The organism is Aeromicrobium sp. EU05-FHT14F07, from assembly GCF_058790455.1.
The window spans coordinates 216640-229553 of record NZ_JBYTCR010000001.1; the positions used below are offsets into that span (position 1 = coordinate 216640).

Here is a 12914-nt window from a genome sequence, read left to right on the forward strand (position 1 = left end):
CCGGCCTGGTCGTCAGTCGGAGGAGGTCTCGGAGACCTCGTCGTCCATGTCCGTCGCGAACACCCGGAACTCGTCGCGGCCGGTGTGCATCGACCACAGCGTCTCGGCGAGGACCTTCGGGTCCTTCTGCGGGTGCCCCTCCTCGATCGACCCGGGGATGACGAGCTGGGCGACGTGGATGTCCTCGTCGGCGAGCGTGTCGTGGAGCATCCGCGCGTACGCCGACTGCGCGGCGAACGAGAGCGAGGTGCCGGCGAACGTCGGCGCGGGGCGCACCGCGGTGCCGCCGTTGACGAACAGGACCGTGCCCTGTCCGACGAAGCGCATGTTCTGCAGCACGGCGTGGACCGCGGCGATCGGACCGTAGACGGAGAACTCGATGGCGCCCCTCGTGTCGTCGACGGTGGTCTCCAGGAGCGGCCGCAGGAACGACTTCTGGGGGAGCGGGCTGTACTGCAGGACCTCGATCGGACCCTGCGTCTCGTTGGCCTGCTCCAGCGTCCGTGCGAGCGAGTCGGGGTCGCGGACGTCGGTGGCCCACCCCCGGGCGTCGATGCCCTCGGCGTGCAGGTCCGCGGCCAGCGCGTCGACGCGCTCCTGGTTGCGGGCCAGCAGCGCGACGGCGAAGCCCTCCTTGCCGAAGCGGCGGGCGACCGCTGCTCCGAGTCCTCGGCCGGCTCCGACGATGGCGATGGTGGTCACGGGGGTCCTCCTGGGATCGGGTGGGATGCCCTCTCGACGCTAGTCGCGGTCAGAGGGACCGGCAGCGCGAACGGACGACCCTGCCGACGCGGCGACGTCCACGAACCCCTCGCGGTAGGTGGGGTAGCGGGGCGCCCAGCCGGTCGAGCGCAGGAGCGCGTTGGAGATCCGCTTGCCGTGACCCTGCGCCGGGTCCGCAGGCGGCAGCGACGGCAGGCCGAGCCGCTCGGCCAGGAACGCGGCGACGTCGCCCCGCAGGGCCGGCTCGTCATCGGTGCCGAGGTAGACGGGTGCCGGGGCCTCGACCTGGGTCAGGAGGTGCACCGCGGCCCGCGCCGCGTCGTCGCGGTGGATCCGGTTCGTCCACCGGTGCGGATCGCTCACCTCGCCCGCCCGCACCTCCTCCGCCAGGCGCGGTGTGCCCTCGTAAAGACCCGACAGGCGCAGCACGCTGCCGGTGGGCACACGGTCCAGGAACGCCTCCTCGGCCTCCAGCAGCACGGCGGCGGGAGCGTCGGCGGGCGCCGGAGGCGTCCGCTCGGTGATCATCTCGTCACCGTCGCCGTTCACGGCTGTCGAGGACACCAGCACGGCGCGACGGGGGTGCGCCCCCTGTCGCTCGAGGGCGTCGAGTGCACGGAGCATGCCGTCGACGTAGGTGGCGCGGTAGGACTCCTCGCTGCGCGGTCGCGCCGTCAGCACGACGGCGAGCAGGTCGAGGTCGAGGTCCGGCAGCGTCGGCTCCTCGCGCGACAGGTCGGCGGAGAGCCCGACGAGCGGGGTCGGCACCTGGTCGGCCTGCCTGCGGATGCCGACCACCCGGTGGCCGAGGGCCGCGAGCCGCAGGCCGACGTCGGCCCCGAGCCGACCGCAACCGACGAGCAGGGTGTCCGGGGACGTCATGGTTCCTCCTAGAACGGTGGCCACGGCACGGCCGGCATGGGTCCGTGCGGCGCGGGGAAGGTACCGGCGGACAGCAGGGCGTCGCAGCGGTCGCCGAAGGCCTGCACCTCCGCCGCCGTGACGAGGTCGGGCAGCACACCGCCGAGACCGGCGTCGTCGTCGAGCGAGGCGCGCAGCCGGCGCACGCCGTCGAGCTCGTCGTCGGTGAGCGGCTGGCCGAGCCAGCCCCACAGCACCGTCCGCAGCTTGTGCTCCGTGTGGAACGTGAGGCCGTGGTCGACCCCGTAGCGGTGGCCGTCGGGCATCTCCAGCACGTGGCCGCCCTTGCGGTCGGCGTTGTTCAGCACGACGTCCAGCACCGCCATCCGCCGCAGCGCGGGGGTGTCCTCGTGCACCAGCGAGACCGGTCGGTCACGCTCGTCGACGCCGTCGAACACGTGCAGCATGCCCTCCGGGACGCGGCGCGCGCGGACGATGGTCACCGCCTCCTGGTCGGGGTCGCTCGTCTGCCAGCGCTGCACCATGCCCGGACCGTGCGGCCCGTCGCGCAGCCACGTGGGCGGCACGACGTCCCATCCCGTCGCCTGCGACGCCTGGTACGCGGCGAGCTCGCGGTGCGCGAGGAGCCCGTCGGGGAAGTCCCACAACGGCTGCTCGCCGGCCACCGGCTTGTAGACCACCTGGACGTCGCCGACGGTCGCCACGAACGTCGCGTTCGAGGCCGAGACCACGCGGCCCGTCAGCACCAGCTCGTCGTGCAGCAGCGCCGGCTCGACGTCGGCGGACACCGGGACCTCGTTCACCGGAACTCGTCGGGCAGCTCGCAGACGTGGTCGTCGGGAGAGTCCATGGGGACCTCGCAGATCGGGCACGCCGGACGTCCCGCCGAGACCACCTCGCGGGTGCGCTGGGCGAACGCGCGGGCGCTGCCCACCGGGATGCGCACCACGAGCGCCTCCGGCGGATCGACCTCGACCACGCCGTCGGCGTCCGCCTCGGCCTCCACGTCGAGCACCGGGAACGCCTCGATGACGATCTGCGCGGTCGACGGGTCCCAGCCCAGACCCATCGCCCCGACGCGGAACTGCTCCTCCACCGGCTGGTCGAGCGGCTCGTGGTCGGCCAGGCCGTCCGGGGCGCTCGCCGGGATGCTGAACGGGTTGCCGTCCTCGGCCATCAGCTCGTCGAGCACCTCGTCGAGCCGGTCGGCGAGCACCGCCGACTGCTCCTTCTCGACCGCCACGCTCACGAGCTCGCGACCGGCCTTCGCCTGCAGGTAGAAGGTGCGCGCGCCAGGTGAGCCGACCGTGCCGACGACGAAGCGGTCGGGCCAGTCGAATCCGTGGACGATGGTGGCCATGGCTCCACTCTAGGGTCCGCTGCCACGTGCCGCCGTGCGGCGACGTCAGGAACGGCCGGGTCCCGCCAGCTCCGCCGGACCGTCGTCCAGCTCGTCGAGCGTCGCGGGCTCGTCCTCGGATCCTGCCGGCGGCCCGGCGGGCCCGGCACCCCCGCCGGGACCATCTGCCGCGCTCTGCCGGTCACCGGGCCCGGCACCCCCGCCGGGCACCGCGTCGGTGGTGGCCGCGGCGTCGGCGGCCGGGCGCAGCCAGCCGAGGTCGCCGGCATGGGTGTTCTGCGCGAGGACGTAGGGACGGGCCTCGGTGTAGCGGACGATCGAGATCGACGCGGGGTCGACCTGGATGCGCTGGAACAGGTCGAGGTGCATGCCGAGCGCGTCGGCCAGCACCGCCTTGATGATGTCGCCGTGGCTCACGGCCACCCAGACCGCGGAGGCGCCGTGCTCGGCCTCCACCTCGGCGTCGATCCGACGGACGGCCTCGACCGCGCGCGACTGCATCGTCGTCATCGACTCACCGCCGGGGAACACCGCGGCGGACGGCTGCGACTGCACGACCTTCCACAACGGCTCCTTCCGGAGCTCCTCCAGCGGTCGTCCCTGCCAGGAGCCGTAGTCGCACTCGCTGATGGCGTCCTCCACCCGCAGCGCGATCGAGGCGCCCTGGTGCGCCAGCACGGCCGCGCTCGTCTCGCGGCAGCGCTCCATCGGGCTCGAGTAGACCGCCGCGAGCGGCACGTCGGTCAACCGCTCGCCCGCCCGCGACACCTGGTCGCGCCCGTGGTCGTCGAGCAGCACCCCGGGCCGTCGACCAGCGAGCACACCGGACGCGTTGGCAGTCGTGCGGCCGTGCCGCAGCAGGACGAGAGTGGCCATGTCCACGAGCCTAGAGGCGCCCCCCGCATCCCACCGGACGTGGTGCGTCGGGCCCGTCCTCGGCACCGCCGCGGTTAATCACTTGGCGACCACGCGTCGCGCCCCCTACGGTGGTCCCCGGTGCGCCAGCCGGCCACCCGCCACCCTCGCAGCAGGAGACCCACCCGTGACCACGTATCGCAGCAGCCTCGAAGCGATCGGCCTCTCGGCCGAGCGCGCGATGCACGCTGCCTCGGTGGTCCCGCAGGACGTCTCCCCCCAGGGGAACCAGGACCCGCGAGGCGAGAAGCTGCCCGCGACGGAGCGACCCGTGACCTAGGTGCACCATGCACCGGCCCGGGGCCGCTCCAGCGAGTCGCACGACTCGAGGGGGCGGCCCCTTCGCATGTCCGGACGTCGCAGACCCCGTCCGAACCCCTCCACCCCACACGCACAGCCACGACCCAGCACGAACCGACGACCCACCCGGGAGGTGACCACCGATGGAGACGCAGAACGGCAGGACCCGCGCCAGGACCGTGGCGCGCACCGAGAGCACGGTCGCGTCGGTCCTGACCACGCACGGCGTGGTCGCGGCCTTCGCCCACCCGACGCCGCGCGTCCTCGCGGACGACTGGGCGTGCGCGGGCCAGGACCCCGAGCTGTTCTTCCCGAGCGACGACGGCCAGCTGCTCGCCGCGCAGGCGGTCTGCGGGACGTGCACCTTCCGGGAGACCTGCCTGGCGCTCGCGACCGCGAGGTCCGAGAGCGGTGTCTGGGGTGGGGTGCTGCTCGCCGACGGCGCCCCGTTGGCCTCCGTCCCCACCAGGGGGAGGCCGCGGGGCAGCCGCTCGCGGACCACGCCCCAGACCGCTGCCTGACGGCGTCCGCACCACGCCGTCGGGCGGCCCTCTCTCCGTAGCTCAGCTGGACAGAGCCCCCGGTCGCGAGCCGGGAGGTCGGAGGTTCGAGCCCTCCCGGGGAGACCCAGCACGCACGTCCACCACGACATCCACACCGACCGCCCGAGGAGGCGACCCACCATGACCACCACCACCACCATCCCGCCCGACGCCACGGCGTTCCCGACCCGCCTGCCCGGCGCCGTCGCGGACACGCTGATGTGGGCCGACCCGGCCGACGTCGAGGACGCCGCCCTCGCGCAGCTGCGCACCATCTCGCGCCTGCCGTGGGTCCACGGCCTGCGCGTCATGCCCGACGTGCACCTCGGCAAGGGTGCCACCGTCGGCTCCGTCGTCGCCATGCGCGACGCGGTGTCGCCGGCGGCCGTCGGCGTCGACATCGGCTGCGGCATGACCGCGGTCCGCACCGACCTGACCACCGACGACCTGCCCGAGGACCTGCGGGCGCTGCGCCACGCGATCGAGCGGGCCGTCCCCGTGGGCTTCCACGCGCACGACGTCGCACCCGACGTCGAGCGGCTCGGCCTCGGCGGGGCCGGGGCCGGCTGGGACGCTTTCTGGGCCGGGTTCCGTGGGCTGCACGAGAAGGTGCAGGACCGCGAGTCGAAGGCCATGAAGCAGATGGGCTCCCTCGGCGGCGGCAACCACTTCATCGAGGTGACGTCGGACGACGGCGGACGGCTGTGGCTCATGCTGCACTCGGGGTCGCGCAACATCGGCAAGGAGCTGGCGGAGCGGCACATCGCGGCCGCGAAGGGCCTGGACCACAACCTGGACCTGCCCGACCGCGACCTTGCCGTCTTCCTCGCCGGCACCCCGCAGATGGAGGCCTACCTGCGCGACCTGTACTGGGCGCAGGACTACGCGGCACGCAACCGTGCCGTCATGATGGCGCTCGTCCGCGAGGTCGTCACGACGTTCTTCGCCGCCCGGGGCCGCGACGTGGCGTACGACCGCGCGATCTCCTGCCACCACAACTACGTGGCGCAGGAGCGGTACGACGACGTCGACCTGGTGGTCACCCGCAAGGGTGCGATCCGCGCCGGCACCGGTGACTACGGCCTGATCCCGGGCTCGATGGGCACCGGGTCGTACGTGGTGCGCGGGCTCGGCAACGAGCGGTCCTACTGCTCGGCGTCGCACGGTGCGGGACGCAGGATGTCGCGCACCCGGGCCCGCAAGACATTCACGGCGGACGACCTCGTCGCCCAGACCGCGGGTGTCGAGTGCCGCAAGGACGTCGGCGTGGTCGACGAGATCCCGGCGGCGTACAAGGACCTCGAGTCCGTCATCGCGGCGCAGACCGACCTCGTGTCGGTCGAGGCGCGGCTCACCACCCTGCTCTGCGTCAAGGGCTGACGGCGGTGGGCTGACGGACAGGGGAGAGGTGGGGCCGGTCGGCGCAGGACCGACCGGCCCCGGTGTCGGGGCTGTGCTGGTCTGCCGCCCACGGCCCGGCACCCCCGCCGGGCCCTGCTCACCAGGTGTCGACGGTGCGACCCGACCCGACGAGCCGACCGTCGCGGTCGGCGGCCTCCACCAGCCGGGCGAGCAGCCCGCGCGTCTCGGCCGGGTCGATCACGTCGTCGATCTCGCCGTGCCGGGCGACGTTCAGGGCCGACGCGTGGGCCTGTGCCAGGGCGGTCAGCTCGCGCACCGCGCGCTCGCGCTCCTCCTCGTCGGCGATCGCCTCGAGCTCCTTGCGCATCGACAGCCGCACCGCCCCCTCCAGGCCCATCGCGCCGAGGTGCGCACCGGGCCATGCCACCGTCATCAGCGGCTCGTGCAGGCTGCCACCGAGCATCGCCTGCGCACCTAATCCGTAGGCCCGCCGCAGCACGACGCCGACCATCGGTACCTGCAGGGCCGCGCCCGCCACGAGCAGCCGCGCGCAGTGCCGCACCATCGCGGTGCGCTCGGCGTCCGGGCCGACCATCATGCCGGGGGTGTCCACGAACGAGACCACGGGGAACCCGTGTGCGTCGCAGAGCTGCAGGAAGCGGGCCGCCTTGTCGCCCGCGTCGGCGGTGATCGCGCCGGCCACGTGCCGTGAGTCGTTCGCCAGCACGCCGACCGTCCGGCCCTCGAGCCGGGCCAGCGCCGTCACGAGCTCCGGCGCGAACGTGGGGCGCAGGGGCAGCACGGTCCCCTCGTCGAACACCGTCTCCAGCACCGGCAGCGGGTCGTAGGCGCGGCGCTCGCCGGCCGGGACCAGGTCGCGCAGCACCGTCTGGTCGGCGGCGGACCAGTCGTCGTGTCGACCGAGGAAGTAGCCGATCAGCTCCCGTGCCACCTGCGGTGCCTCGTCGTCCTCGGCCACCACGTCGACGACGCCGTTGGCGGTCATCACGTCGATCGGACCGACGGCGGCCGGGTCGACGTCGCCCAGGCCACCGCCCGCGATCATCGCCGGACCGCCCATGCCGAGCGACGCCCGCGAGGTCGCGACCACCAGGTCGGCCGTCCCGGCCACCACCGCGTTGCCCGCGAAGCAGTTGTCGTCCACGACCGCCACGCGCGGGACCCGCCCCGACAACCGCGCCCACGCCGCGAACGTCGGCACGTCGAGCGCTGACGCGAGCGGGATGTCGGTGTCGCCCGGGCGACCTCCGCCGCCCGCGGCGAAGAACACGGTCGGCAGACCCAGCCGGGCCACGACGTCCAGCAGCCGGTCGGTCTTGGCGTGCCCGCGCATGCCCTGGGTCCCCGCCATCACCAGGTAGTCGTACGACAGGACGGCACACGCGTGGCCGTCGATCGTGGCGAGACCACCGACGATCCCGTCGGCCACCGTGCGGTCGAGCAGGTCGTCGTCGTCGCGGCGGTCGGTCTGCGCCGCGGTCACGAACCGGCCGTACTCGACGAGGCTGCCGGGGTCCACCAGGGCCGCGACGTTCTCGCGCGCCGTGCGGCCCCCGCGTCGGTGCAGGCGTGCCACGGCGTCGGGCCGGGCGGCGTCCTCGGTGAGGGCGCGACGGGCGAGGAGCTCGAGCAGCTCGGGTCGGATGTCCACCCGGCGATCCTGCCGCACGGCGGGTCAGGTGGGGTGGGTCAGGCGCAGTGGGTCAGACGCGGTGGGTGGGTCGGGACGGGTCAGTGAGGGCCCGAGCCGGTCGCGCCGTGCCGGGAGAGGTGGTCGTGCAGCCCGCGCAGCACCGCGGCGTCCTCCGCGCTGGTGCGGACGGGGTCGGCGACCCAGTCGACGAGCGGGGCTCCGCTGCGGGCGGCGCCCGAGCGGACGTCGGCGGCCGCGGCGGCCAGGAGCCGCCCGACCGGCGCCGTCGGTGGCGCCGTCACGCGTTCGGCGACGAGGGTCTCGGCGCTATCGAGCGCGGCGTCGGGCACGTGCGGCCGCCGACGCGCGGCGAGCGCGGCCACCGCGTGCGGCAGCGCTCCGCTCGGCAGGCCGGTCGACGTCAGCTCCTCGGCCATGGCGTCGAGGTGCAGCTCCATCAGCCAGGTCGGCATCCCCCGGGTCGCGAGCATGTCGGCCAGCCAGAACACCTGCTGCACCGCGACGGCCTCGGGTGCGGCGACGAGGTGCACGATCCAGCTGGAGTCCGACACCGAGAAGCGCGCCCCGCGGTCGCCGTAGCGGTCGCGGTAGTACGGCAGACCCTCGTACGACGTCCGTGCCGCGCGGATCGCCGCGCGCAGCAGGGACAGGTCCGTAGCGATCGCGTGCCCGCCGGTCTCGGGGTTGAGCACCGTCGCGTCGGCCGGCCACGCGCCCGTGCGACGGGGGAGCGCGAGACCGATGGTGCGCACCAGGTCGAGCACGACGCGGGCCACCTCGCCGGGTGAGGCGTCGACGTCGTGCTCGAGGCCCTCCAGCACGGCCAGGCGCAGCGTGTCGGCGTCGGTGCTGCCGATGATGCCGGCCACGCGTTCGACGCCCACGACGGCGGCGACCACGGTCGCGTCCGTCTCGCGGCCCTGCGCCTGGCGGTCGCAGTGCTGCAGCACGAGCGCGGTTGCCTCCTCCAGAGCCGCTCCGGCCGGCGGTGCGTGACCTCGGATGCCCTCGAGGTCCCCTGGTCTCATGGGGTCGATCGTGCCAAACGAGGGGTCAGGCCGGGCCCGCGGGCGGCTGCGGGGTGCGCAGCGGGGCTGCGGCGAGGCTGGTCATGACGCGGCGGGCGAGCGTCGGACCGTCCTCCTCGCCGCGCCGTTCGTCGACCTGCTTCAGCACGAAGACGGCCATCCACGCCGTGGCGGCGACGCCCACGTCGTCGGCCGCGACCCCACGCCGCGCGGCCAGCGCGATGCACAGCTGCTCGTACGCCTCCGAGAGCCACTCCAGGAGGCGACCGTGCAGCCGCGCGTTGGCGTCGGCGAGCTCGCGGAAGCGGTCGGCGTATGGGTTGGCCTCCCGGGTGTGCTCGAGCAGGGCCACCAGCGCGTGCCCCAGGGCCGTCCCCGTGTCCTCCTCGGAGGGCCGCCCGGCGAGCTCGTCGGCCATGAGGCCGGGGTCGCCGAGGAACGCGGTCCCGAGCTGCTCCTTCGTGGGGAAGTAGCGGTAGAGGGTCGAGATGCCGACACCGGCCCGTTGGGCGACGTCCTCGAGCGTCGTCGCCTCGTACCCCCGCTCGACGAACATCTGCATCGCGGTCGTGGCGAGCAGCTGACGGGTGCGCCTCGCGTTGACCTCCCGCAGTCCCATGGCGTCACCGTAAGGGACCTCAGGGTGCCTGCACAGATCAACATCGCGTCCGACGTGGCCGGTGGGAGCATCGTGCAGGTCGGTCCGGGTGGTCGATTCGGGCGGCCCCGGCCTTCGGCCGGACGCCGCGCGTCAGGCCAGTCGGCGCAGGGCCGCGCCCATCTCCTCGACGAGCGCGGTGAGGCCCTGGAGCGGTCGGACCATGACGGTGAACTCGACGAGCCGGTCGTCCGCGCCCCAGCGCAGCATGTCGACGCCGTGCACCTGCTTGCCGCCCACCTCCGTCGTGAACTCCAGCACCGCGGACTCGTCGTCCCAGAGCTGTCGGTGGTACGTCAGGTGCGGCCGGAGGACCTCGAGCGCGGCGCGGAGGTAGAGCGTCGTCGTCGCCCTCCCCTCCTGCGGGGTGTGGACGGCGGGGGAGCGGAAGACGACCGCGTCGGCGAGCAGGGCGTGGAGCTGCTCGAGGTCGCCCGTGCGCACGACCTCGTGCCAGGCGTCGACGGCGGCGGGACGGACGGGGGACGGGCTCATCGTGCTCCTCAACTGCCTCGGATGTGGGCTGCGTCACGCGAGGGTGCCGCAGAGTGCAGCCCCCGCTAGGGTGGTCTCACTGTATGCAATCAGTTGCATAGTTCGCTAGCGGGGCGGGTCGTCGTGCCCACCCGCCGAGTCCCGAGGAGACCCCCGTGGCCCTGCCCGAGATCCTGCGCCGTCCGCTCAGCCTGCCCGTCGTCGCGTCGCCGATGTTCATCGTCTCCGGGCCCGAGATGGTGGTGGCCCAGTGCACGTCCGGCATCGTCGGCTCGTTCCCCGCCCTCAACGCTCGCCCGGCGTCGCTGCTGACCGACTGGCTCAGCCAGATCACCGAGCAGAACGCGTCGTTCGCCGCCGCGAACCCCGACCGCCCCGTGGCCCCGTTCGCCGTGAACCAGATCGTCCACCGGTCCAATGACCGGCTCGAGCACGACCTCCAGCTCTGCGTCGACCACCAGGTGCCGATCGTCATCACCTCGCTCGGCGCGCGGGAGGACGTCAACGAGGCCGTCCACTCCTACGGGGGCATCGTCCTGCACGACGTCATCAACGACCGCTTCGCGCACAAGGCGATCGAGAAGGGTGCTGACGGGCTCATCGCAGTGGCCGCGGGAGCCGGAGGCCACGCGGGCACGCAGTCGCCGTTCGCCCTGGTGCGGGAGATCCGTCGCTGGTTCGACGGTCCCGTGCTGCTCTCGGGGGCCATCGCGCACGGTCGTTCGGTCCTGGCCGCCCAGGTCGCCGGCGCCGACCTCGCCTACGTCGGCAGCGCCTTCCTCTCGACGCACGAGGCGAACGCCGCCGAGGAGTACAAGGACATGATCGTCTCGTCGTCGGCCGCCGACATCGTCTACAGCAACCTCTTCACGGGCGTGCACGGCAACTACCTGCGCGGCAGCATCGTCGCGGCCGGTCTCGACCCCGACGCGCTGCCGGAGTCCGACCCCACGGCGATGGACTTCGGCACCGGTGGCGACGACGCCCAGCCGAAGGCGAAGGCCTGGCGCGACATCTGGGGCTCTGGCCAGGGTGTCGGCGCCATCGACCAGCGTCGTTCGGTCGCCGAGCTGGTCGCGCAGCTGCGCGCCGAGTACGACGAGGCCCTCGCTGCGCCGATCTGGGACGGGCAGCGCGAGCTCAGCCTGGCGCCCGCACACGCCTGACTGGGCCGCCTGACTGGGCCGTCTGACTGGGCCCGCGCCAGACAGCAACGCCGCCACGGCCGTCGGGTCCGTGGCGGCGCTGGTGCGTGCCAGGGCTCTCGTGTCGCTCGGGTCAGCCTGCGACGCGGTCCTGCTGCGCCAGGGCGCCGCGCTGGCGCTCCGGCTGAGCGTGGTCGAGGCGCCGTGAGCGGGGGTCGATGAGCCGGACGATGCCACTGCCGCGGAACGCGTCGCCCACGTTGTCGGCCTCGATGGCCACGACGTCGCCGTGACCCGTGCTGGTGCCCAGCGCGCGCAGCCCGGGGCGTCCGAGGGCGCCGATCGCCTCCACGACGGCGCGCACGGTGGCGGCGTCGCGCACGGCGTGGAACGTGACGGTGGGCGTGGGGAAGGTCGACATGTCCGGCTCCTGTCGCGCAGGGGAAGTGGGGGCGACTCCCAATCTAGGGCACAAGTTGTTCAGCCGCATGTCGAGCTGAACAACTTCGATGCGAACTGCTTCACTCCGTCCGTGCGACGACCCTCGGACGGCCTCCCGCGCCACGACCGGGAGAATGGGGCCGTGGACGAGGCGGAGCGGGACTGGGCGCCCCACGCCCGCGTCGAGGTGCCGTGGCGCCAGCAGGTCGAGCGCGGACCCCGTGCGGACCGGCTCCTGCGCAGCATCGAGGTCCGGGTGCCCCCGCGCATCGCGGAGGCACACCACCTCGCCGACCGTCCGCTCGCCGCGTCGATGGCGAACGCGCTGGCCGGGCTGCGCCAGCTCGACGGCAGCCACGGACGTCGTCTGCGCTCGCTCAACCAGCTCCTGCTGCGCACCGAGTCCGTCGCCTCCTCGAAGATCGAGGACGTCGAGGCGAGTCTCGTCGACTACGGTCGCGCCGTGCTGGGTGCCCGCTCCAGCGCGTCGGCGGTCTCGATGGCGGCCGCCACCGACGCCCTCGCCGACGTCGTGACCCAGGCCGACGTCAGCGGCGTCATCGGGCTGACGTCCCTGCGCGACGCCCACACGGTGCTGTTCCGTCGCAACGCCGACCAGCAGCACCACGCCGGACGGTTCCGCACGGTCCAGAACTGGATCGGGGGATCGGACTTCACGCCGCGCAACGCGCTGTACGTCCCTCCGCCGCCCGACCTGGTGCCGGGCCTGCTCGAGGACCTCGTGGCCTTCGCCAACCGCGACGACGTGCCCGTGCTGGTCCAGGCCGCCGTCGTGCACGCCCAGTTCGAGTCGATCCACCCCTTCGTCGACGGGAACGGCCGGATCGGACGCACGCTCGTGCACGCGGTGCTGCGTCGCCGACGCGTCACCCGTCACCTCACGGTGCCGCTCGCCTCGGCCCTCGTCGCCCACCGCGAGAGCTACTTCGACGCACTCGGCGACTACCGGGAGGGCCTGGCCCGCCCGATCGTGGCCATGCTCACCGCCGCCGTCATCGTCGCGACGCACGAGAGCCGCCGCACGGCCACGCACCTGCACGAGATCCGCACCGACTGGGACGCCCGGCTGGGTCCCGTCCGACGTGGCTCGCCGGTGCACCGCGTGCTGATCGCGCTGCCGGAGCACCCGACGGTGACGGTCTCGGGTCTGGCGGACTCCCTGGGTCTCGAGCGCGACGAGGTCGGTGCCGCCGTGGATGCCCTGCACGCCGTGCAGATCCTCGAGCCGGCCCCCCGTGGTCTCGGCGACCGTCGACGTGCACGGTGGGAGGACCGGGTGTGGGCGGCCCGCGACATCCTCGACGAGCTGGCGGACCTCGACCAGCGCATCGTCGCTGTCAGTCGGCTGCGGGACGGCTGACCTCCGC

The 12914-nt window shown here is 73.6% G+C and carries 15 protein-coding genes and 1 tRNA gene; 6 read left to right on the forward strand and 10 right to left on the reverse strand.

Features of this window, described 5'->3' with window-relative positions:
- Window positions 1-12: 12 nt before the first annotated feature.
- The 5 genes from AC3WRM_RS01105 to AC3WRM_RS01125 are packed head-to-tail and all read right to left on the reverse strand — an operon-like array spanning window position 13 to window position 3841.
- Window positions 13-702, reverse strand: a complete 690-nt coding sequence (locus AC3WRM_RS01105; protein ID WP_492246772.1) for an SDR family NAD(P)-dependent oxidoreductase — start codon at window positions 700-702, stop codon at window positions 13-15.
- 39 nt (window positions 703-741) lie between these two features.
- Window positions 742-1605 carry a Rossmann-fold NAD(P)-binding domain-containing protein gene (locus tag AC3WRM_RS01110; protein ID WP_492246771.1) on the reverse strand — a complete coding sequence of 288 codons (864 nt, stop codon included), beginning with the start codon at window positions 1603-1605 and terminating at the stop codon, window positions 742-744.
- Window positions 1606-1613: 8 nt separating this feature from the next.
- Window positions 1614-2408 carry an SCO1664 family protein gene (locus AC3WRM_RS01115; protein WP_492246770.1) on the reverse strand — a complete coding sequence of 265 codons (795 nt, stop codon included), beginning with the start codon at window positions 2406-2408 and terminating at the stop codon, window positions 1614-1616.
- Window positions 2405-2965, reverse strand: a complete 561-nt coding sequence (locus AC3WRM_RS01120; RefSeq protein WP_492246769.1) for a DUF3090 family protein — start codon at window positions 2963-2965, stop codon at window positions 2405-2407. The genes AC3WRM_RS01115 and AC3WRM_RS01120 overlap by 4 nt, the downstream gene beginning before the upstream one ends.
- A gap of 45 nt (window positions 2966-3010) precedes the next feature.
- Window positions 3011-3841: a histidine phosphatase family protein gene (locus AC3WRM_RS01125; protein ID WP_492246768.1), complete on the reverse strand. Its 831-nt coding sequence runs from the start codon at window positions 3839-3841 to the stop codon at window positions 3011-3013.
- A gap of 166 nt (window positions 3842-4007) precedes the next feature.
- On the opposite strand from AC3WRM_RS01125, the gene AC3WRM_RS01130 reads away from it, so the two are divergent.
- From AC3WRM_RS01130 to AC3WRM_RS01145, 4 genes are all read left to right on the forward strand, one after another.
- On the forward strand, window positions 4008-4160 hold the full coding sequence (locus AC3WRM_RS01130; protein WP_492246767.1) for a hypothetical protein: 153 nt from the start codon (window positions 4008-4010) through the stop codon (window positions 4158-4160).
- A gap of 163 nt (window positions 4161-4323) precedes the next feature.
- Window positions 4324-4701 (forward strand): WhiB family transcriptional regulator, encoded by a 378-nt coding sequence (locus AC3WRM_RS01135; RefSeq protein WP_492246766.1) that lies wholly within the window; start codon window positions 4324-4326, stop codon window positions 4699-4701.
- 30 nt (window positions 4702-4731) lie between these two features.
- Window positions 4732-4810, forward strand: a tRNA-Arg gene (locus AC3WRM_RS01140).
- 53 nt (window positions 4811-4863) lie between these two features.
- Window positions 4864-6102, forward strand: a complete 1239-nt coding sequence (locus tag AC3WRM_RS01145) for an RtcB family protein (RefSeq protein ID WP_492246765.1) — start codon at window positions 4864-4866, stop codon at window positions 6100-6102.
- 118 nt (window positions 6103-6220) lie between these two features.
- Here the strand turns inward: AC3WRM_RS01145 and AC3WRM_RS01150 are convergent, their stop codons facing one another.
- From AC3WRM_RS01150 to AC3WRM_RS01165, 4 genes are all read right to left on the reverse strand, one after another.
- Window positions 6221-7756 carry an acyl-CoA carboxylase subunit beta gene (locus AC3WRM_RS01150; RefSeq protein ID WP_492246764.1) on the reverse strand — a complete coding sequence of 512 codons (1536 nt, stop codon included), beginning with the start codon at window positions 7754-7756 and terminating at the stop codon, window positions 6221-6223.
- An 80-nt stretch (window positions 7757-7836) separates the two neighbouring features.
- Window positions 7837-8787: a hypothetical protein gene (locus AC3WRM_RS01155; protein WP_492246763.1), complete on the reverse strand. Its 951-nt coding sequence runs from the start codon at window positions 8785-8787 to the stop codon at window positions 7837-7839.
- A 25-nt stretch (window positions 8788-8812) separates the two neighbouring features.
- A complete protein-coding gene (locus tag AC3WRM_RS01160; protein ID WP_492246762.1) occupies window positions 8813-9406 on the reverse strand; it encodes a TetR/AcrR family transcriptional regulator in 594 nt (197 codons plus the stop codon).
- Between the two features lie 132 nt (window positions 9407-9538).
- On the reverse strand, window positions 9539-9940 hold the full coding sequence (locus AC3WRM_RS01165) for a nuclear transport factor 2 family protein (RefSeq protein ID WP_492246761.1): 402 nt from the start codon (window positions 9938-9940) through the stop codon (window positions 9539-9541).
- 155 nt (window positions 9941-10095) lie between these two features.
- Here AC3WRM_RS01165 and AC3WRM_RS01170 point away from each other — a divergent pair, with 155 nt between their 5' ends.
- Entirely contained in the window at window positions 10096-11106 is a 1011-nt protein-coding gene (locus AC3WRM_RS01170) for an NAD(P)H-dependent flavin oxidoreductase (protein ID WP_492246760.1), read from the forward strand.
- 112 nt (window positions 11107-11218) lie between these two features.
- On the opposite strand, the gene AC3WRM_RS01175 is transcribed toward AC3WRM_RS01170, so the two are convergent.
- Window positions 11219-11506, reverse strand: coding sequence for a hypothetical protein (locus AC3WRM_RS01175; RefSeq protein ID WP_067856131.1), 288 nt, complete (start codon window positions 11504-11506; stop codon window positions 11219-11221).
- A 162-nt stretch (window positions 11507-11668) separates the two neighbouring features.
- Here AC3WRM_RS01175 and AC3WRM_RS01180 point away from each other — a divergent pair, with 162 nt between their 5' ends.
- Complete coding sequence (locus AC3WRM_RS01180) at window positions 11669-12907, forward strand: Fic family protein (protein WP_492246759.1); 1239 nt, start codon at window positions 11669-11671, stop codon at window positions 12905-12907.
- Window positions 12908-12914 lie beyond the last annotated feature (7 nt).